Origin of the sequence: Heliophilum fasciatum, assembly GCF_004341395.1 — a bacterium.
In the GTDB taxonomy this organism is placed as follows: domain Bacteria; phylum Bacillota; class Desulfitobacteriia; order Heliobacteriales; family Heliobacteriaceae; genus Heliophilum; species Heliophilum fasciatum.
This window is the reverse complement of the sequence record NZ_SLXT01000004.1, coordinates 42,604-64,176: the sequence shown is the minus strand read 5'-3', so window position 1 is coordinate 64,176 and position 21,573 is coordinate 42,604. Positions and strand designations below refer to the sequence as shown.

The window sequence follows — 21,573 nt, the reverse complement described above, 5'->3', positions numbered from 1 at the left end:
CAGTTCCCCCTACATTCATTTGGCGATCAGCCCATCGCGTGCCGGCTTGCCGATCACTCGATATTCTGCACTTGCTCACGAATCTTTTCCATTTCACTTTTCATCGCTACTACATACCGGGTGAGTTCCAGATCATTGGCTTTGGAGCCGATGGTGTTGACTTCCCGGTTCATCTCTTGCAGCAAAAAGTCAAGCTTCCGTCCCACCGGTTCATCACTTTGCAGTGTCTGATCAAACTGCTCCAGGTGACTGTGTAACCGCACGATCTCCTCAGTCACATTGGCGCGATCAGCCAGTAAGGCTACTTCCATCGCTACGCGCTGTTCATCAACAGGAATCGCTTGTAGCAGTTCTTGCAACCGGTCAAGGATCCGCTGCTGATACCCTGAAGGGATCTGCGGCGCCCGTTCTTCCACTTGATGCAATAAATTGCGTACAATCGCTAATCGCCCCTGCAAGTCCGCCAGTAAGGAAGCCCCTTCTTGTTGTCGCATCTTGAGGAGTAACGCTAAGGCTTGCTCAGCCGCTTGTCCGGCCACGGCCATCAGCCCTTCCAGATCTTCTTGCGGCTCCACCACTTGAATCACACCGGGGAGGTTAACAAGGCTGGATACCGACAAATCGCAAGGAATATCGAGGTTTTCCGCCAAGTCTCTCAACGAATGATAATACCTGTGTGCCAAGTCTTTGTCAACCGAAACCTGCGGGATCGTCGCCTCCGCTTCGATATTGACGGCGATATCGACGCGACCGCGCGCCACCGCTTGGCTAAAGATTTTCTTGATCCCTTCTTCCAGGCTGCCGTAGATACGGGGCAAGCGGACAATCACTTCGGCATAACGATGATTCACCGCTTTGGCTTCGATGGTCACACGTTTGCCGGAACCACTCGCTTCACCACGACCAAAACCGGTCATACTTTTGATCACAACTGTCTCTCCTTCATCTTTCCCAGACAACAACAGGATGCAACTGCCGATGGTCCATGTGGAAAAGAGGACCGGTACGCCGGTCCTCTTTTTGTTAACATGTAACCTTGCCGTTCGCTGCTGGAATTATTCTTTCCACTCACCGGTAAACACTTCGACGGCCGGGCCGGTCATGTAGACATGATTGTCACTTTCACGCCACTCAATCGTTAGGGGGCCGCCGGCCAGATTGACTGTTGCCAGACGGGACGTTTTGCCGTTGAGCACCGAGCCGACGACGGTAGCACAAGCACCGGTACCGCAGGCTAAGGTGGGGCCGGCACCGCGCTCCCAGACGCGCATCTCGACGTAATCGGGCGAGCAAACTTGAACAAATTCTACGTTGGTTTTTTGCGGGAACAGTGGGTGTTTTTCCATCAAGGGGCCCAGTTCGGTCAACGGTGCACTGTTGATGTCATCGACATAGATCAAGCAGTGAGGGTTACCCATAGAAACAGCCGTCACATGAACGATTTGACCGTTGACTTCCACCGCTTCGCCGACAACCGGGCCGCCAGCTGGTCCGGCCATGGGAATCTGCTGGCGTTCCAAGCGAGGTTCACCCATGTCGACACAAACACCGACGATCTCACCATTTTGAACTTGCACTTCCGGTACGATGATCCCGGCCAAGGTCTCCACCCGCATGGATGCTGTGGAAACAATGCCTTGTTCATAGACGTAGCGCGCAAAACAGCGAATCCCGTTGCCGCACATTTCCGGCTCCGATCCATCGGGGTTGATGATGCGCCAGCGGATATCGTTACCGGGCTCAAGGGCCGGCAAGATCAAAATCAAGCCGTCGGCACCAACACCATAATGACGGTCACAAATTTTTTGGGCTACCGCTTCCCAATCATTGCGGGAACAGTTGGGCTCACTCATTGCGTTGATCAGGACAAAATCGTTGCCAAGGCCATGCATCTTTACAAAATTCATTGCTGTTTCAAGGGCCACCTTTCTGATGATTAAGAATGAAGGAGGTGTTGACGGCGCACTGCTCGGGCCGGTTTACGGATCCAATACCAAAGACCGGTCAGGAGCAACCACCCGCCAGAGAAAAAGAGAATGACCAGCCAGTGCGAAAGTTCCAGCGGTACCGTTTGAAAAATCGCTTGAAAGATCGGTACATAGATCACCGCCAACTGCATCATTGCCGATAGAACAACGGCACCCAGCAAGTAGCGATTGCTCGTCAGGCCAATCGCAAAGACCGGCGCAGTTTCCGAGCGGCATTCAAAAACATAAAACAGTTGGAAAAAAGTTAACGTCGTCAGCGCCATGGTCCGCGCCAACGCCAGATCACCGAGCATCAATCCCCAGGCAAAGACGGCCAAGGTGACGATACCACAATAGGTACCCCAGAGCAACACACTGCGACCGAGCCCCCGGGCCAGCACACTTTCGCGCGGTGAACGGGGCGGTCGCTGCATCCCTTGGGGATCGGGCTTTTCGACGCCCAGGGCCATAGCCGGCAACCCGTCCGTGACCAGGTTCACCCAGAGCAGTTGTACCGGCAAGAGCGGCAGGGGCATGGCCAGCAAGCTGGCCAAAAACATGACCAGGACTTCACCGGTGTTGCATGCGAGCAGATAGCGAATAAACTTGCGGATATTGTCATAGATGGCTCGTCCCTGCTCAACGGCCGTCACGATGGTGACAAAGTTGTCATCAGCCAGGACCATCGACGACGCTTCCTTCGTCACATCGGTGCCTGTCCGCCCCATGGCGATACCGATATCGGCTTCTTTCACGGCCGGCGCATCGTTGACACCGTCACCGGTCATAGCCACGATATGGCCTCGTTCTCGGAGCGTTCGAACGATGCGCAGCTTGTGCTCCGGTGAAACGCGGGCAAACACGCTGGCCCGAGCGACGGCCTCGGACACTTCCCCTGGCGCCATGCTATCCAACTGCGCTCCCGTAACCACTTCTTCCGACCGGGAAGCGATCGTCAGTTCCCGAGCGACAGCCAGTGCTGTAACGGGGTGGTCACCGGTAATCATGACCGTACGAATCCCGGCCTGGGTGCATCGTTCCACTGCCTGCTGCACGCCGGGCCGCGGCGGGTCCATCATCCCAGCCAGCCCAAGGAAAGTCAAATTCGCTTCCAAGTTGATGCCATCGAGATCCCGCGTTGACGGCGGCAGTTCACGGCAAGCTACGGCCAACACCCGCAATGCCGATGACGCCATGGCGTCGTTGGCAGCCATGATACGCTTTTTTTCAGCATCATCGAGGGGCACCACCAAACCTCGCCGCCGCACGTTAACAGCGAGCGACAACAGCGTTTCCACAGCCCCTTTGACATAGACGCGCAAGCCGCCACCCGCGGTACGTACAACAACGGTCATGCACTTACGATCGGAATCAAAGGGTATTTCTTTAACGCGAGTGAACTCATTTTCGACATCTTCCCGGGTAATTCCTGCTTTGGCAGCTAAAACAACCAGGGCACCTTCCGTAGGATCACCGTTGAGTTTCCATGCTTGTCCGCCTGCCTTGTCGGCGCTCTTGCGGCGTTTGCCTTTTTCTTCACCGTCCAAGCGAATCTCGGCATTATTGCAAAGCAGTGCCGCTTGGATCATTTCATGTCCGTCCATCCATTCTTTCGGTGGCAATCCTTCTTGGGCCGGCTTGATCACCCGGGAGCCGCGCAGGAAGGCGCCGATCGGTTCATAGCCCCGCCCTTCCACGTCGATTTCTTCACCACCCACATAAAGGCGGCGTACGGTCATTTCATTTTGGGTTAGGGTACCGGTTTTATCGGAACCGATCACGGTCACACAACCTAAGGTCTCCACGGCGGGAAGCTTGCGTACAATCGCTTGGCTGCGAATCATCTTTTGGACACCGATGGCCAGGGCAATCGTCACAATGGCCGGCAAGCCTTCAGGAATGGCCGCTACGGCCAAGCTGACACCGGTCAAGACCATGCGGTAAAAGGCTTCACCTTGCCACAAGCCGATCGCTACGACGAGGGCACAAACAACCAAGCAAAGTGCCACAAGCGTCCGGCCTAACTGGGCCAGGCGCTTTTGCAGCGGTGTGTCTTCTTCTTCGACGGCATCGATCATCTGGGCAATGCGTCCCATTTCCGTTTGCATGCCCGTAGCAACCACCAGGCCCCGGCCGCGACCGCTTGTCACACTTGTCCCGGCAAAGGCCATGTTTTGTTGATCACCAAGACTGATGCCGATTTCACCCAAGCCTTCGGTACACTTGGTCACCGGCAACGATTCGCCGGTCAAGGGGGACTCGTCCAAGGCCAGATCACTCACTTCGATCAAGCGCAGATCGGCAGGTACGCGATCACCGGCTTCAATCGTGACCAGATCACCGGGCACAACTTCACTGGCGGCCATGCGCCGTTCTTCGCCGTCACGGCAGACCCGCGCTTCCGGTGCGGTCAGCTTTTTTAACGCTGCCAGTGACTGTTCTGCCCGGTATTCCTGCACCAAGCCCAGCACCGCATTCATCAGCACGATCACCAGGATCGTCACCGCGTCGACCCACTCACCGAGGGCGGCGGAAACAACGGTAGCGGCGACCAAGATCAAAATCATCACATCTTCAAACTGCGCCAAAAACTTACGCCATAAGGGGACCGGCTTTTCTTCACTTAAACTGTTCGGCCCCACTTGCGCCAAACGACGCTGGGCCTCTTTGGTGCGCAAGCCTGTGGGCTCCGTCTCGAGTTTGTCCCACAGCGCTTGTACCGGCAAGCGATGCCATTGTTTTTCCATCGCCTATTCTCCTTCCTCCCATACCATTATTTTCAAGATAGTTTCCTCTTTTCATAGGTATGAAGCAAGCAGCCCGTCCATACCAGCATGTACACTCTCTTGATCGGCAGAAGGTGGGAAAAGTTGCCCCCTCGCGCTTCCCATGCTATGATCACACCCATAATGAGGGGGGATGCTTTTTGGCTCTCGATGGGATTACGTTAACTACGATCGTTGATGAATTACGTCCACGCTTGATCGATGCCCGCATCGATCGCATCGTTCAACCCTTGGCCGATGAGGTTCACTTGCTTGGACGACACCTGGGAAAAAACTGGCGCCTGCTGCTTTCGGCGAACCCAGCGCAAGCGCGTCTTCATTTCACCCAAGAAAATAAGCCCAACCCTACCCAACCGCCCATGTTTTGCATGGTCCTGCGCAAGCACCTGGAGAACGGCCGAATCCGCCGGATCATCCAGCCTGCCTGGGAACGGATCGTCGCTTTTGAGATCGAATCGACGGACGAGTTGGGCGGGAAAGCGCTCAAGACATTGATCTTGGAGATCATGGGCAAACATTCGAACTTGATTCTCGTCGACAGCGATAACATGATTCTCGACGGCCTGCGCCGCTACAGTCATGCCGTCAGCCGTCATCGGGAAGTACTGCCAGGCCGGCCTTATGTAGCACCGCCGGCTTCGACTAAAAAGCCTTTGGCACCGCTCGATGATCAGTCACTGGGTGAGTTGATCTACAGTACGGCAGAAAATGTGCTTATCGTCGATGGGCTGCAACGCAACCTGGCCGGCATTGCGCCGGAAACGGCTCGTGAGCTTGTGCACCGCGCCGGCCTGGCTCCAACGGCCCGAGTCGGCGAATGCGGCCATTATGAATTACAGCGGCTGGCACTGACGCTGGGTGAGCTTGTACAGATCGTACAGGACGGAAAAACAACACCGCTGATCTTCTGGCAAGGGAGTCAGCCAAAAACCTTTGCCCCTTGGCCGTTGGAACATCTCTCAAGTTTACGCCAAGAACCGGCGCCAACGATGAATGATGGCCTCGCTTCCTTTTATGATCAAAAATATCGCGCTGATCGCTTAGCGGCACAACGGCAAACGCTGGCCAAACGGATCAGCTTGGAATGGGAACGGGCCAACCGCAAGCGCGCCGGTCAGGAAGCAGACATTGCCGCCGCCGAGAAGGATCGGATCGGCCGCACTTGGGGCGAACTTTTGTTAGCCAATCTTTATCGCGTACAGCCTGGCGACGTGAGCGTCGATGCGGAGGATTTTTATGATCCGGCGGTGACCCATCGTATCCCCCTTGATCCGTCATTGACGGCCGCCGAAAATGCCCAGCGCTTTTTTGCGCGCTACAACAAAGCAACGGCCACGATCACCCAGGCCGGTGCCCAACTGGCCGCTACCGTGCAGGAATTGCATTATCTGGATTCAGTGCTCGTTGCTTTAGAGCAGGCCGATGATGCCGCTGCTCTCGAGGAGATTCGCCAGGAGTTGGTGCAATCCGGGTACCTCCCGCCCCAGTCACCCAGCCGTCCGCAGAAAAAGCGCGGCACCCCAGGCAGCAGTAAAGACAAAAAACCCAAAGAAGCGCCGCCGCAGCCAACTGTCTGGACCACAGCGGAAGGCGGCCTGATCTGGATCGGCAAAAACAATCGCCAGAACGACTATTTAACGATGAAGATGGCCCGCGACGGCGATATCTGGCTTCATGCCAAAGACATGCCTGGTTCTCATGTGGTGGTTCCCCTCCGCGACAAAGGCGGGATCACCCCGGAACTCTTGGAACTGGCCGCCAACTGTGCTGCTTATTTCAGCCGCGGTCGCGATGCTGCTAAAGTGCCTGTAGATTACACGGAGCGGCGCTATGTGCGTAAGCCCGGCGGCGCCAAGCCGGGCTATGTGATTTATGACCACCAGCAAACGATCTGGGCGTCACCGCAAGCGGTGCCGGAAGCATTGCGGGGAAGCTAATTGTCGTGAGGCACTATTGACGAAGGAACTGTAGCCAAGTGCCGCTCGGCGTTATACCGCAGTCGGTACGATCACGCGCCGATAACCGAGAAGTCGTTCTTGATAAAAGGGATCATCTCGGTTCGTTCGGACTACCCCACCAAGACGACTGGAGGCATGGACAAAGTGTCCCGGCCCTTCCAGACTGCTGATCATCCCTACATGAGTCACACCATCATCAGGGGAACCGAAAAAAAGCAGATCACCTCTCTGCACTTCCGCTTCTTCTATCGGTTGAAGTTGTGCAAACTGATCGGCCGCATCACGGGGCAGCGCCACACCGCAAAGCCAGTAACTTAAATACATCAAGCCGGAACAATCGATACCTTCCACAGTCATGCCACCCCAGAGATAAGGAATGCGGGGGAGGCGCAGGGCGTGGCGAACAGCCTGAAGCGGGATTTTTTCTTGCTCTTCTTTCCCTATAGCTTCTTTAGCCAAACCTTGCCAAGGTTGCACCACCGCTTTAGGCAAGGTTGCTTTTTTTCCACCGGGCAGTGTCAAGATCACCCGCTCGCTTTGTTGCCGCTCCATCGGAAGTACCGTACCCATGACCAGATGCAGTCCATCACTGTAGACTTTGGGAATTACCACAACGACGCGCTCTTGTTCATCCGGTACTGCTGCATCCTCACAAAGCACTGCTTCCCTCACCCAACCGGGATAGTTACCTTGCTCCGGAAGTAGAATCTGGCACCATCCCTGGGAACGGTTCAGGATCTTTGCTGTACTGCCCAACCAAGCTTGCGTCACCCGCTCCTTCTCTACCGGCTCTGCCCAAACGTCGACCAGGGTTACACCAATCACTCCACCGGTTTTGCTCTTTTCCAAGGCCACACCTCCGTCATGAATTGAGTCTTACGACTTTCATGCCATCGCTTACTTGAAATAAAGACTGCTTTGTCTTTGTCTATGTTCTCCTACCATTTTTTATGAAAAAAACCAAAAAGTATTCAATTGTTTATCGCGCTTGTGTTATACTGTAGGTAACTTGTCCACCCTTTCTTGACCGTAAAGATCACAAGAAAAGTCAGAGAACGTTTACATCAGGGACAGAACTCTTAGTTAACTTGAGTCGATGCGTCGCCTATTAGAAACAAAAAAGGAGAGTAAAGCGCATGGAAAACACCTTAAAACTGATCCTCGAAAAAGTCTCCTCCCTCGACCAAAAAGTCTCCTCCCTCGACCAAAAAGTCTCCTCCCTCGACCAAAAAGTCTCCTCCCTCGACCAAAAAGTCTCCTCCCTTGATCAGAAAGTTTCCTCCCTCGATCAAAAAGTTACTTCCATGGATCACCGCTTATCCAAATTGGAAGAAGGTCAAGCAGGGCTTCAATCCGGTCAAAAAGAACTTTTTGCTTTGGTCAACGCGTTAGAACACCGCGTCGAAGAAAACACAGCCCAGTTGGTCACTGTCGTTGAAGACGTATCGTTCATGAAAGGACAGTTCCAACGGCTGGAGTCGCGGATGGACGCGACGGAACGCAAAATGGAACAAAATCATCAACAAACCCTGGCTGCTTTGAAAGAAATTCGCGAAGATCAACTATCCATGCAAGCCATGCTCGGCGAGCACGATGTGAAGATTCGCTCCCTCCGTCGCCAGCCTGTCTAATCCGGCACCGCCGCAAAGCACCGCTTTAAGCTTCAAGAAAAAGCATCTGAAGATCAAAAAAAGCCCTTGATCGCTTCTAACGATCAAGGGCTTTTCTGTATTGGCCGGCGCTATTTACCGGCGCCATTTACCGACGCTACGGACCGATGCCGTCTACCAGCGCCGCTCCGGCAGTTGCTTCATCAACCAATTATAAAATTCAATGATGCGCGGGCTGGCCAAGTCATAATCCGAACCGGCGATCAGGGCCGGCACCAGAGAATCACTTTGATGCAGCGAGCCATGGCTGCCGCCGCCCGGAAAAATCGGCGCTTCCTCACCATAAAATTCATAACCAGGCCGTGCCGAAAGCAGCACCCGCGGCGTCCGTTGACAATCGAGGGCCGAAGCAATGCGGGCCAACGCATCGGGGTACTCACCAAAACGTAATACTTCTCCGTCGAGGCGCCCGTCAATCACAGCCAGATCACCTTCATAACCCCACCGTTGACCATATTGGTCAACGACTACTACCGGCCTCAAGGCAAACTCATCCGTCCTATGTTCAGACGTTCCATCGGTCGGAATATCGCCGCGCCAGAAGGTCAAAGAACGCCCCGTGCCACCTTCGATGACTCGATAATGGTCGTGCTCTTTCCACATGATCTGGCTGATGCGATCCTCGCCGATAAAAGCGTCGACGATACGCGGTAAGATCTCACCGGGATTCTTTAACACATAGATAATCGCCATACGCTCATTGGGGCAGATCGCCACATCATCACGGCTGCGCACGCGGCCGGAAAGCATCGAAACTTGGGTAAACTTTTGAAGCGCCCGGTCGAGACGAATCAAATTATGTTTTTTGACGATCTGGCACTGCGAATGATCGCCCGCTACCAAAATCGCGTTGTGCTCCAGCGCATGTTCCCAAGAGGGAAAAGCATCCAGCACATATTGAATCAGCTTATCGGCTTCACGAATACAAGGATGAGTATTCATCGGGCCAACACGGTGAGAAAAGCGGTCATTGTCCGGCAAGTAGACCATCATAAAATCCGGTTGCTTGCCACGCTTGATCAACTCCCGTGCCGCCAAGCACGAAAAGCGATCATTAAAACCGAATTTATTGAACAAGCCCACAGGACCGCGAAAATTTTTCAGCGATGGCGACAGACAAAACTCACCAAGTGCCAAGCTCTCGGGACCGAGGATGGGCCCCCCCTGCAAGCGGAGCCAAGCAGCCAGGCGCACCAACCAAGGCACTTTAGCTTCCCGACGTTTGCGTCCCCGGTAAATAAAAAAGTTAATATTTCCCGAGGAGTAGCCTCGTTCTTCCAACGCTTCATGTACGGTTTTCACCAGGGGACTCACATGTTCCTGGTTTAAGCCGTAGAGCAAATTCTTGACCGATTGAAAAACACCAAGCTTTAAAATGGAGCCTGGCGTGGCTCCATAATTAACCAGCCAATGGCTGATCTCCGAAAGCCAAATAAAACCGGGCACCTTATGTTTATCGGCATAGGTACCCGTCGCGATCGAACTCAAGGCCGTCGGAGTCATCGTTGGGAACGCAGATACGACGCCGCTGTGGCTAAATCCTTGCTTGCGCAAAAAAGAAAGTGCCGGGGCTGATCCATCGGCTGTGACATCGTCCAGCACCTGAGGGTGAAAAGAATCAATGATAAACATGATCACCTTTTTGCGCCGCACTGCGTTTCACCTCCCCAGGAATCCTTATGCAATCGCTTATCTGCAATCGCTTATCGGCAATCGTTTATCCACAATCACTTATCGGCGACCGCTTATCGGCTATCTCTTATGATAGACCAAAATCTCAATGTCGTAAATGCCAAAACTCATGTCGAAAAATCAGTGAGCCGCCCCGATCAGTTCCTCCATCGAACGCACACCTTCGCGCCGGCAAAAATCTTGCAGACCGTCGATGATCTCCATGGTGGCTGTGGGATTGCAGAAATTTGCCGTCCCGACAGCAACGGCCGTAGCCCCCGCCATGATCATCTCCAGTGCATCGGTGCTGTTCATCACACCGCCCATACCCAAGATAGGTATCTTTACTGCGCGATGGACTTGATAAATCATGCGCAACGCCACCGGCTTGACGGCCGGACCGGAAAGGCCGCCAAAGCAGTTGGCCAGCACAGGCCGGCGCTTTTTCACATCAATGGCCATGCCCAGCAACGTGTTGATCAGTGCTACCGCATCAGCACCGGCGTCAGCAACCGCTTCGGCCATGACCACAATATCGGTTACATTCGGTGACAGCTTGACGATGACCGGTTTTTTGGTTCCTGCCCGCACCGCCCGCGTCACTTCGGCCGCTGACTCCGGCATGGTACCAAACTGAATGCCGCCGTGCTTGACATTGGGGCAAGACACGTTGACTTCTAACGCCGCCACACCGTCAGCTTGATCGAGCTTGGCCGCCAACTCACCATACTCTTCTACGGTATTCCCGCTGATATTGACAATGATCGGTGTATCGATGGCCCGCAACGGCGGCAGGTAGTCCCGGATAAAAGCATCGACACCGGGGTTTTGCAAACCAATCGAATTCAGCATGCCTCCCGGCGTTTCGGCCATACGAGGCACGGGATTGCCTTCCCGCGGTTCCAGCGTTGTCCCTTTAACGACAATCGCTCCTAACCGTCCCAGATCGACCATCGATGCAAATTCCAGGCCAAAACCAAAGGTTCCCGAAGCTGTGGTGATCGGATTTTTCATGGCCAAAGGGCCCAGCTTAACACTCAAATCAATCATCCCAGATCACCTCTTCCCGCCAAAAAACCGGCCCGTCGGTACAAACTTTGGCATAGGTCCAGGGGGCACCCTCTGCTTGATGCTTACAAACACAAGAAAGACAAGCGCCAAGACCGCAGCACATCCGCTCTTCCATGGACACTTGGCATCGCCAGTTCCGCGCTGCAGCGGCCTGCTGAACGGCGTTGAGCATCGGGTGCGGACCACATACATATAGCAACGGCGTTTGTTCACCCGACGCTTGGGCGACTTGATCGAGCAATCCCGTCACATAGCCTTGATGACCGGCAGAACCGTCTTCCGTCGCCAGTGCCACCTTGACGCCAAGTGCTTCAAAATCCCCGATCGCCGGCATTAAGCTTTGCGAGCGGCCGCCGTAAAGCAGCATGCCCGGTTGTCCGGCCTTGGCCCAGGCTGCCGCCAGCGGCAAGAGCGGCGCAATCCCGATCCCGCCGGCGACAAAGACCGGCATCACTTCCCCGGCAGCCGTGATCGCCTCTGGTAAGGCCCATCCTTGACCGAGGGGCCCCCAGAGCGTCACCTTTTCACCTACAGCTAGTTCGGCGAGTAACTGCGTGCCTTTGCCAATGGCGGCATACAACAAACGCACCGTACCGGCGGCAGCATCAATGCCGAAAAAACTAATCGGCCGCGGGAGGAGCGGATCAAGCCCCCGGCTGACCCGCACCTGTACAAATTGGCCTGGCTGCGCTTTCGTGGCAATCAGCGGTGCATCCAATTCTAAGCAATAAAAACCCGGGCACACCGCTTCGTGGCGAAGAACGGCAGCCTCGACTTTGCAGGCTTGATCGTTCATGGGATTACCCCTCTATGCAGTATTCTTGCAGCGGTACCATGGAGAACGTCTCGCCGCCCCGGATGGAACGAAGCGTCTGCAAGAGCACCTGTGCTGTATCGAGCGACGTGAGACAGGGGATAGCATGCTCCACCGCTGCCCGGCGGATGCGGAAACCGTCACGTTCCGGTTGTTTGCCCCGCGTCAGCGTATTGATGATCATCTGCACTTTGCCTTCACGGACCACGTCGAGCAAATGCGGCGAACCTTCATCGATCTTATTGACCGTTTCCACTTCCACACCGACCTGGCGCAGCTTCTCGGCCGTACCGGCTGTCGCGATCAAGCGATAGCCCAAAGCAGCAAATTCCTGCAACAGCGGCAACGCTTCTTCTTTGTCCTTGTCGGCGATCGTCGCCAGAATCGTGCCGGCCGTCGGAATTTCCATCCCTGCCGCCACGAGCGCTTTATAAAAGGCTTTGTGGAAATCTGCATCGACGCCCATAACTTCACCAGTTGATTTCATTTCCGGTCCCAGCGAAGGCTCTACTTCTAACAGCTTGCCGAAGGAGAAGACCGGCGCTTTGACAGCGATGAAGGGCGGTGTCGGCCGCAGGCCGCCTTGATAACCTTGCGCCGCCAGCGACTCGCCGAGAATGATCCGCGTCGCAATGTTGACCATGGGCACACCGGTCACTTTGGACAGGAAGGGCACTGTCCGGCTGGAACGGGGGTTCACTTCGATCACATAAACTTGATTTTCATGCAAAACATATTGGATGTTGAAGAGACCACGGATGTTGAGATGGAGACCCAACTTGGTGGTGTAATCCACAATGGCATCACGGATGGCCGGATCGAGGTTGTTGACGGGATAGACAGCAATCGAGTCACCGGAGTGTACACCGGCACGCTCCACGTGCTCCATGATTCCCGGGATCAACACTTGTTCGCCGTCAGCGATGCCGTCGACTTCGATCTCTTTACCGGTCAGATACTTGTCAACCAGCACAGGATGATCGGGGTTGACCTTGACTGCGTTCGACATATAACCAACCAGTTCTGCGTCACTGTAGACGATCTCCATGGCCCGGCCGCCCAGCACATAGGAAGGCCGCACCAGCACGGGATAGCCGATCTCACTGGCAATGGTCAACGCTTCTTCTACCGATGTAGCTGTGCGCCCCGGCGGTTTGGGAATGCCCAGTTCAATCAACACTTGGTCAAAGCGATCGCGATCTTCCGAGCGGTCAATATCCTCAACCGATGTGCCGAGGATGCGGAAACCGGCTTTTTCCAAAGGCTTGGCCAGGTTGATTGCTGTCTGACCGCCAAACTGCACGATGACCCCTTCCGGTTGCTCTTGCTCTAAGATATGAACTACATCTTCCGGCAAGAGCGGTTCGAAATAAAGACGGTCCGATGTATCAAAGTCCGTCGACACTGTTTCCGGGTTGTTGTTGATGATGATCGCTTCGTACCCGGCTTCGCGAATCCCCCAGACCGAGTGGACCGAGCAGTAGTCAAACTCAATCCCTTGTCCGATACGAATCGGTCCCGAACCAAGAACAACAATCTTCTTGCGATCCGTCGGCTCCGCTTCATTTTCTTTGTCATAGGAAGAGTAAAAATAAGGAGTCTGCGCTTCAAACTCAGCGGCGCAAGTATCGACCATCTTATAGACGGGGCGAATCTGGCGGGCTTTACGCCAAGCGCGCAGCGCCAGTTCGTCCATCTGCAAGATACGGGCAATATCGGCATCAGCAAAACCAAGCTTTTTCGCTTCTTTGAGCAGTGCTTCCGGCAATTCATCGGCACTTTTACCGGCTTGTTCCGCCAGGCGTGCTTCCATTTGAATGATATTGTTGATCTTATGGAGGAAAAAGTAATCGATCTTCGTTAAGTTATGGATGCGCTCCAGCGTCCAACCGCGGCGCAGCGCTTCGGCAAGGACAAAGAGGCGGTTATCGTCAGCTTCAACCAGCCCAATTTCCAGTTGCTCGTCCGTCTGCGCATCGATGCCTTTTTGCCATAAGCCGACAACACCCATTTCCAGCGAACGGACGGCCTTGAGTAGAGCCGGTTCAAAAGCACGGTCAATGGCCATGACTTCGCCGGTCGCTTTCATTTGCGTGCCTAAGATACGGCGAGCATCGGCAAATTTATCAAAAGGCCAGCGGGGAATCTTCATGACACAATAATCGAGGGCCGGTTCAAAGCAAGCATAGGTCTTGCCGGTCACGGCGTTTTGGATCTCGTCGAGGGTCTTGCCGATGGCGATCTTGGCAGCCACTTTAGCGATCGGGTAGCCCGTCGCTTTGGAAGCCAGCGCCGACGAACGGCTGACGCGCGGGTTCACTTCGATGACGATGTACTTATAAGAATGGGGATCCAATGCATACTGAACGTTGCAGCCGCCTTGAATGCCCAGAGCGCGAATGATCTTCAACGAAGCGGAACGCAGCATTTGATATTCTTTGTCGGCCAAGGTTTGCGACGGTGCCACAACAATGGAGTCACCGGTGTGAATACCGACGGGGTCAAGGTTTTCCATATTACAGATGGTGATGCAGTTGTCGGCGCTGTCGCGCATCACTTCATACTCGATCTCTTTCCAGCCGGCAACGCTGCGCTCGACGAGGATCTGATTGATCACCGAGTGCTTGATACCGCGAATCGCCGTGGCGCGCAGTTCTTCATCATTGGTCGCGATCCCACCGCCGGTGCCGCCCAAGGTATAGGCGGGACGGACGATCAAGGGATAGCCTACTTTCTCGGCAAAAGCCATGGCGTCTTCGACCGTTTCCACAATCGTCGATTCCGGTACAGGCTCACCGATCTCTTCCATCATCGCTTTGAACAGCTCGCGGTCTTCCGCTTTTTCGATGGCGTCCAGTTGGGTGCCCAGGAGACGCACACCCAGTTCTTCCAGGATACCGCTCTTGGCCAGTTCGCGGGCTATGTTCAGGCCTACTTGGCCGCCCAGTGTCGGCAGCAAGCCGTCAGGCCGCTCTTGGCGTAAGATCTTAGCGACAAATTCCGGTGTCAGCGGCTCAATGTAGACCCGATCGGCCATGTTGGCATCGGTCATGATCGTCGCTGGGTTGGAGTTGACCAGGACGACTTCAATGCCTTCTTCTTTCAGCGATCGACAGGCTTGGGTGCCGGCATAGTCAAATTCAGCGGCCTGGCCGATGATGATGGGGCCGGAGCCGATGACCATTACTTTTTTTAATGTCATATCTTTTGGCATGATTACGCCCTTCCTTTCGCTTCCGCCATCATGGCCATAAACCGGTCAAACAAGTAGTCAGAATCATCGGGGCCCGGGCTGGCTTCCGGATGGTATTGCACCGAAAAAGCAGGGATTTCCGTGAACTGTAACCCTTCGACGGAACCATCATTGAGGTTGATATGAGAGATTTCAACGCCGGCAGGAACGCTGTCCGGCCGAACAACATAGCCGTGGTTTTGGCTGGTAATGTAGACACGGCCCGTTTTCAAATCTTTGACGGGATGGTTCGATCCGCGATGACCAAAGGGCAGTTTCTCCGTAATTACCCCGGCAGCGAGGCCCAAGATCTGATGGCCTAAGCAAATGCCGAAGATGGGCAGTTTGCCGATCAATTGGCGCACCGTTTCCACAGCATAAGGCACATCCTGAGGATCGCCAGGGCCGTTGGAAAGCATTACGCCTTCCGGATTCATGGCCAGGATTGCTTCAGCCGTAGTACGTGCCGGTAAAACCGTCACATCGCAGCCCCGTTGGTTGAGCGAGCGGGCAATGTTATCTTTGGCGCCAAAGTCGAGCAGCGCCACTTTCGGGCCGTCACCGGGCAGGCGGTAGCTTTCCGGCGTCGTCACTTCATCGATAAGCGGCTGCCCGGAAAGCGTCGGCGCTTCCAGGGCCAGTTGCTGCAATTCAGCAAAATTCGGGTTTTCAGTGCAGCTGATGATGCCACGCATCGTGCCGTGGTTGCGCAAGCGCCGTGTCAGCGCCCGTGTGTCCACACCGGCCAGGCCGATGACGCCGACCCGTTTGAGATAAGCATCGAGCGTTTCCGTACAACGCCAGTTCGACGGTGCTTCGGCCCACTCACGGACGACAAAGCCCCGCAAAAAAGGACGACGAGCCTCAAAATCTTCCGGATTGATGCCGTAATTGCCGATCAAGGGATAAGTCATGACCACAATCTGCGCGCAGTAGGAGGGATCGGTCAGCAGTTCTTGATAACCGGTCATCCCTGTATTAAATACTACTTCGCCTGTGCGTTGTTCCGTAGCCCCAAAGGCTTGCCCTTCCCAGATCGTGCCGTCTTCAAGTATTAAGTATCCTTTCAAAAACAGGCCCTCCTATCGTCGTCAACAAAAGTTCCAAGCTGCTTTATCTCAAGGTCATGAACTAGATCAACATCTGCCGATCGCGCATGACCACCGTACCCCCAACAATCGTCGTGATTGGCCAAGAGGTCAGTTCCCAACCTAAGAAGGGTGTGTTTAGTCCTTTCGATTGCCATCCGTCAAGACTGACTTTTTCCCGGTGTCCTGTATCAATGATCGTGATATCGGCTGCCGAACCAACCGTCAAATCACCGCCAGGTAAGCCAAAGCGCTTCGCCGGGTGAATCGTCAAGGCGGCCACCAGTTGATGAAGCGTCAAAATACCTGATTCAATCAGTTCCCGCCAAAAAACCGGCCAAGCTGTCTCTAAACCGGAAATACCAAAAGGGGCATAGGCATACTCCCGTTTTTTCTCTTCCGGTGTATGGGGCGCATGATCCGTCGCCAAGATGGTTAATGTGCCGTCAGCCAGACCGTCTTTCAAGGCCACCCGGTCCCGCTCGGTACGCAGCGGCGGGCTCACTTTGGTGGCCGTGTTATATCCTTCTACGGCTGCATCGGTCAAGGCAAGATGATGGGGACAAACTTCTCCCGTTACGTCCACACCGCGCGCCTGCGCTTGCCGGATTAAATTCACAGCACCCATCGTCGAAACGTGGGCAATATGCACCGGTGCACCGACACTTTCGGCCAGTAAAATATCACGAGCGACAAAAACATCTTCGGCCACAGCCGGCAAGCCGCGGAGCCCCAGCAGGGTGGACCAGTATCCTTCGTTCATGGCCCCGTCCGTTGCCAGATCTTTATCTTCACAATGCGCCGTGATGATCCGCTTGCACATGGTGGCATAACTCAAGGCCTGGCGCATCAAGTCGGCCCGCAACACCGATTTACCGTCATCAGAAAAAGCGACGGCACCGCACTCGGCCATGTCGCCCATTTCCGCCAGTTCCTGCCCTTGCAAGCCTTTGCTGATGGCGCCGATGGGATAGACTCGCACCACACCGGTCGCTTGGGCACGGCTCTTTAAAAACTCCACACCGGTTTGGTTGTCACAAACAGGCGACGTATTGGGCATGGCACAAAGGGCCGTAAAACCGCCGCGCGCCCCGGCCCGTGTTCCCGTCGCCAAGGTTTCCTTGGCCTCACCGCCCGGTTCCCGCAGGTGACAGTGAACATCGATTAAGCCGGGAATTACGAGCTTACCGGTAGCATCGATGATTTGATCGCTTTCCTCCGCATGGTCAGCAAGATTCGGCCCGCAAGCAACAATGATACCTTTGTCGACACGAATGTCCAGGACATGATCGATCCGCTGGGCCGGATCAAGAACGCGGCCGTTTTTAATTACCAACGCCATCGTTGTTGCCTCCCATCATCAAGTACAGCGCCGCCATGCGTACAGCAACACCGTTGGTTACTTGTTCTTCAATGGATGCCTGATCACCATCAGCCACATCATCGGCGATCTCTACACCGCGATTCATCGGGCCGGGGTGTAAGACAAGCACATCTTGCTTGCAGAGACGCAGGCGATCGCGATTGAGACCAAAAAGCCGGCCATATTCACGAATCGTCGGGAAGAGCCCCTTTTGCTGCCGTTCTAACTGCAAGCGCAGCACGTTCACCACGTCAGCGCCGCGCAGCGCCGCTTCGATATCGGTCGTCGCTTCCACACCGAGGGCAGCGATTTCCGGCGGCAAGAGCGTCGACGGTCCGCACACCCGCACCCGGGCGCCCATCGTCGTCAAGCCCCAGATGTTCGAACGGGCGACCCGCGAATGGAGAATGTCGCCGAGAATCGTCACGGTTAATCCGGCAAGCTTGCCTTTTTTCTCACGAATGGTAAACATGTCGAGCAGTCCCTGCGTCGGGTGTTCATGGGCACCGTCACCGGCATTGATCACCCGCGCTTTGACTTCGCCGGCGAGAAGTTGCGCTGCCCCCGATGCGCTGTGGCGCATGACAATGATGTCAGCACCCATCGCATCAATCGTCCGCCCTGTGTCAATCAAGGACTCGCCTTTAACGACCGATGAAGACGAAGCAGCAATATTGACGGTATCGGCGCTCATATACTTGCCGGCTAATTCAAAGGAAGTGCGCGTACGCGTGGAAGCTTCGTAGAAAAGACAAACCATCGATTTTCCGCGTAACGTCGGTACTTTTTTGATGTCCCGTTGGATGATTTCTTTCATCGGCACGGCCGTATCGAGCAGTTTACCGATTTCCTGGTGGCTCAGTCCACGCAGTCCCAGAAGATCCTTGCGTCGCCAAACCATGGTGGACGCCCCCTTTTACATACGTTCCTGAATGGTAACACTGTCTTGTCCGTCAATTTCCTGCACACAAACAGACACCATTTCTTTTTTCGAGGTTGGTACATTTTTTCCGACATAATCAGCGCGAATCGGCAGTTCCCGATGCCCCCGGTCGAGCAATACGGCCAATTGAATCGATTGCGGGCGACCAAGATCCATCAAGGCGTCCAGCGCTGCTCGGACGGTGCGGCCAGTATAAAGCACGTCATCGACGAGCACCACTTTTTTACCGGTAATCGAAAAGGGTACTTCCGTTTTGAGAATGACCGGTTGCTCAGCCAAGGTCGTCAAATCATCACGGTAAAGGGTAATGTCCAAAGCGCCCAGCGGCACAGCGACATTTTCGATTTCATTGATCTTGCGCTGTAAGCGCTCGGCCAGCGGCACACCGCGCCGCCGGATCCCAACCAGCACCAGCTCAGCCGTACCCTGGTTTTTTTCCACCATTTCATGGGCGATACGGGTCACGGCCCGGCGTACACCTTCGGCATCCATGAGCAGCGTTTTTTCTCGCGGTTCCATCACTTTTCCCCTTCTTCCTTTTTGCTCCCCTTTTCCTTCGTCCTCTTGTACGTCTTTGTCCATTTGTAGGTAAATAACCAAAATAAAAGAGCCTGCCCCTGTCGTTACCGACAAAAGCAGGCTCGTCAAATGCGCTCCAAATCATGACGGGCATAGTATTCCCGTCATTGAGGTTGACATCCGCCGTATAGCCCACCTTGCTGGCCTCACAGGACCGAATTAAAGGAGGGGACTCACTCTGTTTATTGTAAAACAGCTTGTCGATCTTTGTCAATGCGGCGGCGTTTATGTTCCTAAAGAAGCTTCTTTTTTGGCTTGAAGTTGCTCCAGAGTTTGCGCAAACAGCGGTGGCAGCGGCGCTTCAAAGCGCATCTCCCGCCCGTCACGGGGATGGGTAAAGCGTAAGCACCAAGCATGCAAGGCTTGACCGGGCAAGCCAAAGGCGATCTTCCGGGGACCATACTTGGGATCGCCGGCGACAGGATGACCAATGTAGGCGAGATGCACCCGAATCTGGTGGGTGCGTCCCGTCTCCAAGGTGCAGTGGAGCAACGTAAAGGGCTCGGCCCCAAAGCGCTGGCGTACACGAAAATGAGTCACTGACGGTTTACCGCCGGCGACAACGGCCATGCGCTGCCGGTCCTTGGGATCACGACCGATGGGCGCTTCAATACGGCCCGTTTCGGCCTGGACGATACCATGAGCCAGCGCCAGATACTCGCGCTGCACCTCATGAGCTTTGACTTGCTCCGTCAAAGCGATATGGGCTTCGTCGTTTTTGGCTACGACCAGCAACCCTGATGTGTCCTTGTCAATGCGGTGGACGATGCCGGGGCGCAGTTCGCCGTTGATGCCGGAAAGATCGGTAATGTGATAAAGCAACCCATGGACAAGGGTGCCGCTGCCATGGCCTTCGGCCGGGTGAACGACGAGACCGGCCGGCTTGTTGATCACGACCACATCTTGATCTTGATAGACGATATCGAGGGGGATATTTTCGGGGACCAGTTCCGTCGGAGCCGGTTCCGGCGGCTGCACAAGAATGTGCTCACCAAGGCGCAGTTTGTGATTGGCCTTGCAAGGTGCCCCGTTGACGGTGACATGACCGGCTTTGATCCAGTGCTGGCCGTGAGCCCGCGAGGGAACAAGTTCTTGCTGAAACAGCCACTGGTCGATGCGCACACCGGCCATGGCTTCGGTAACGATCCAAGGTTCATTCATGGGCCTTAGCCTCCATCTATTGAATTGCCTGTTGATTTTCCCGCTTAGGGTCATCGTTGCCGCACTCTTGGTTGGGCCGATTGTCGCGCTCTTCATCAGGCATCATCAAGATGCCGATGATCAGCAGAGCCACACCGACGGTGATGGCAATATCGGCAATGTTGAAAATCGGCCAGATCCGGAAATCGAGAAAATCGATGACCAAGCCGCTTTGCACACGGTCAATGAAGTTGCCCACGGCCCCGCCGGCTTGCAAGGCCAAGCCCAGGCGCAAGAGAACGTGATCGTCCGTCAGCTTCCAGGCAGCCAAAAGGATGCCCAGCAGCACAAGTACAGTGATGCCGATAAACAGCCAGCGTTGGTGAGCAAAGATGCCAAAAGCGGCGCCGGGATTCAATATATAGGTGAGATGGAAAACATCCGGCCAAAGCGGAATCGACTCATGTTCAGCCATGCGCGATTGGACGAGATATTTGCTCCAGCGATCGAGCGCCAGCACAGTAAGGGCGGTGCCTGCAAAAACGCTGCCCGTAACGCGGGGCAACTTCATCAGTACTTTCATCTCCTCGAAAAAAACTTTCCTAATTTTAGCACAGCTACAACGCTAGCGCAATTGCTCTGCCTGAGCTACGCTTTCCCCCCTTCCTTTGAACGCGCTACCAATTGCCGGCCAAAATCCCGGGCTTGTTGTATTTTTTCCTCTGTCAAAAACTCCGTCTTATAGCTGGCATGCCGCGCCGCCAGCATGCCTACATAGGTTAATTTTGAGTGCTTACAATAGCGGATAATTCCTTCCTCAAAAAGATCGGCACCTTTTTCCGGTCGGTAGCCACAGGTCGTCACAATGGCGCAGCGCTTCCCTGCCCACAGGGAAGGACCGATTTCGTCACCATAATACTTATTCATCCCATAGACCCAGCGATCCAGCAAGGCTTTCATCGGGGGCGTACAAAACCATGAATAAATGGGCGTAGCGAGAATAATGCAGTCACTGGCCAAGGTTTGATCAAAAATCTCTTGCATATCGTCACCATGAATACAGCCAAAAAATGACCAATCTTTTTGACAACTCCGGCAAGCGATACAGGGATTGATCTGCTTGTCATGGAGCCAGATCATATCTACCTCAGCACCGGACTCCGCTAATTCCTCCATCAACGGCGTTAGCAACGCTTGCGTATTGCCGTTTTTTCTGGGACTGCCCATAAGAATCAAATACTTCATTTTTACACCCCAATCGATAAATTTCTGATTGCCTACCTCTTTGAAG

Annotated in this window: 17 protein-coding genes; 2 read left to right on the top strand and 15 right to left on the bottom strand. The window is 54.6% G+C overall.

The window, feature by feature from the left end:
- Positions 1–53: 53 nt before the first annotated feature.
- The 3 genes from EDD73_RS02810 to EDD73_RS02800 form a co-directional block, all read right to left on the bottom strand.
- A complete protein-coding gene (locus EDD73_RS02810; RefSeq protein ID WP_131918179.1) occupies positions 54–929 on the bottom strand; it encodes a YicC/YloC family endoribonuclease in 876 nt (291 codons plus the stop codon).
- A gap of 126 nt (positions 930–1,055) precedes the next feature.
- A complete protein-coding gene (dapF, locus tag EDD73_RS02805; protein ID WP_131918178.1) occupies positions 1,056–1,907 on the bottom strand; it encodes a diaminopimelate epimerase in 852 nt (283 codons plus the stop codon).
- A 29-nt stretch (positions 1,908–1,936) separates the two neighbouring features.
- On the bottom strand, positions 1,937–4,714 hold the full coding sequence (locus tag EDD73_RS02800) for a calcium-translocating P-type ATPase, SERCA-type (protein WP_131918177.1): 2,778 nt from the start codon (positions 4,712–4,714) through the stop codon (positions 1,937–1,939).
- Positions 4,715–4,893: 179 nt separating this feature from the next.
- Here EDD73_RS02800 and EDD73_RS02795 point away from each other — a divergent pair, with 179 nt between their 5' ends.
- Positions 4,894–6,690 carry an Rqc2 family fibronectin-binding protein gene (locus EDD73_RS02795; protein ID WP_165876277.1) on the top strand — a complete coding sequence of 599 codons (1,797 nt, stop codon included), beginning with the start codon at positions 4,894–4,896 and terminating at the stop codon, positions 6,688–6,690.
- A 51-nt stretch (positions 6,691–6,741) separates the two neighbouring features.
- On the opposite strand, the gene EDD73_RS02790 is transcribed toward EDD73_RS02795, so the two are convergent.
- The gene (locus EDD73_RS02790) at positions 6,742–7,560 is read right to left on the bottom strand and encodes a C40 family peptidase (RefSeq protein WP_131918175.1); all 819 of its coding nucleotides are present in this window, start codon (positions 7,558–7,560) and stop codon (positions 6,742–6,744) included.
- A 287-nt stretch (positions 7,561–7,847) separates the two neighbouring features.
- On the opposite strand from EDD73_RS02790, the gene EDD73_RS02785 reads away from it, so the two are divergent.
- Positions 7,848–8,342: a hypothetical protein gene (locus EDD73_RS02785; protein ID WP_165876276.1), complete on the top strand. Its 495-nt coding sequence runs from the start codon at positions 7,848–7,850 to the stop codon at positions 8,340–8,342.
- Between the two features lie 153 nt (positions 8,343–8,495).
- On the opposite strand, the gene EDD73_RS02780 is transcribed toward EDD73_RS02785, so the two are convergent.
- The 11 genes from EDD73_RS02780 to EDD73_RS02730 all read right to left on the bottom strand — a co-directional run bounded on the left by EDD73_RS02780 (position 8,496) and on the right by EDD73_RS02730 (position 21,527).
- Positions 8,496–10,034: an alkaline phosphatase family protein gene (locus tag EDD73_RS02780; protein ID WP_131918173.1), complete on the bottom strand. Its 1,539-nt coding sequence runs from the start codon at positions 10,032–10,034 to the stop codon at positions 8,496–8,498.
- A gap of 159 nt (positions 10,035–10,193) precedes the next feature.
- Positions 10,194–11,102: a dihydroorotate dehydrogenase gene (locus EDD73_RS02775; protein WP_131918172.1), complete on the bottom strand. Its 909-nt coding sequence runs from the start codon at positions 11,100–11,102 to the stop codon at positions 10,194–10,196.
- Complete coding sequence (locus EDD73_RS02770) at positions 11,095–11,919, bottom strand: dihydroorotate dehydrogenase electron transfer subunit (RefSeq protein WP_131918171.1); 825 nt, start codon at positions 11,917–11,919, stop codon at positions 11,095–11,097. The genes EDD73_RS02775 and EDD73_RS02770 overlap by 8 nt, the downstream gene beginning before the upstream one ends.
- Before the next feature lie 4 nt (positions 11,920–11,923).
- Positions 11,924–15,151 (bottom strand): carbamoyl-phosphate synthase large subunit, encoded by a 3,228-nt coding sequence (gene carB / locus EDD73_RS02765; protein ID WP_131918170.1) that lies wholly within the window; start codon positions 15,149–15,151, stop codon positions 11,924–11,926.
- Between the two features lie 2 nt (positions 15,152–15,153).
- Positions 15,154–16,239 (bottom strand): carbamoyl phosphate synthase small subunit, encoded by a 1,086-nt coding sequence (locus EDD73_RS02760; protein WP_131918169.1) that lies wholly within the window; start codon positions 16,237–16,239, stop codon positions 15,154–15,156.
- Between the two features lie 61 nt (positions 16,240–16,300).
- Entirely contained in the window at positions 16,301–17,599 is a 1,299-nt protein-coding gene (locus EDD73_RS02755) for a dihydroorotase (protein WP_131918168.1), read from the bottom strand.
- Positions 17,583–18,521 (bottom strand): aspartate carbamoyltransferase catalytic subunit, encoded by a 939-nt coding sequence (locus EDD73_RS02750; RefSeq protein ID WP_131918167.1) that lies wholly within the window; start codon positions 18,519–18,521, stop codon positions 17,583–17,585. The genes EDD73_RS02755 and EDD73_RS02750 overlap by 17 nt, the downstream gene beginning before the upstream one ends.
- Before the next feature lie 15 nt (positions 18,522–18,536).
- Positions 18,537–19,082: a bifunctional pyr operon transcriptional regulator/uracil phosphoribosyltransferase PyrR gene (pyrR, locus tag EDD73_RS02745; RefSeq protein ID WP_131918166.1), complete on the bottom strand. Its 546-nt coding sequence runs from the start codon at positions 19,080–19,082 to the stop codon at positions 18,537–18,539.
- Positions 19,083–19,367: 285 nt separating this feature from the next.
- A complete protein-coding gene (locus tag EDD73_RS02740) occupies positions 19,368–20,303 on the bottom strand; it encodes an RluA family pseudouridine synthase (RefSeq protein ID WP_131918165.1) in 936 nt (311 codons plus the stop codon).
- Between the two features lie 16 nt (positions 20,304–20,319).
- Positions 20,320–20,853 (bottom strand): signal peptidase II, encoded by a 534-nt coding sequence (gene lspA / locus EDD73_RS02735; protein ID WP_131918164.1) that lies wholly within the window; start codon positions 20,851–20,853, stop codon positions 20,320–20,322.
- 77 nt (positions 20,854–20,930) lie between these two features.
- Positions 20,931–21,527, bottom strand: a complete 597-nt coding sequence (locus tag EDD73_RS02730; RefSeq protein WP_131918315.1) for a flavodoxin family protein — start codon at positions 21,525–21,527, stop codon at positions 20,931–20,933.
- Positions 21,528–21,573: the final 46 nt, after the last annotated feature.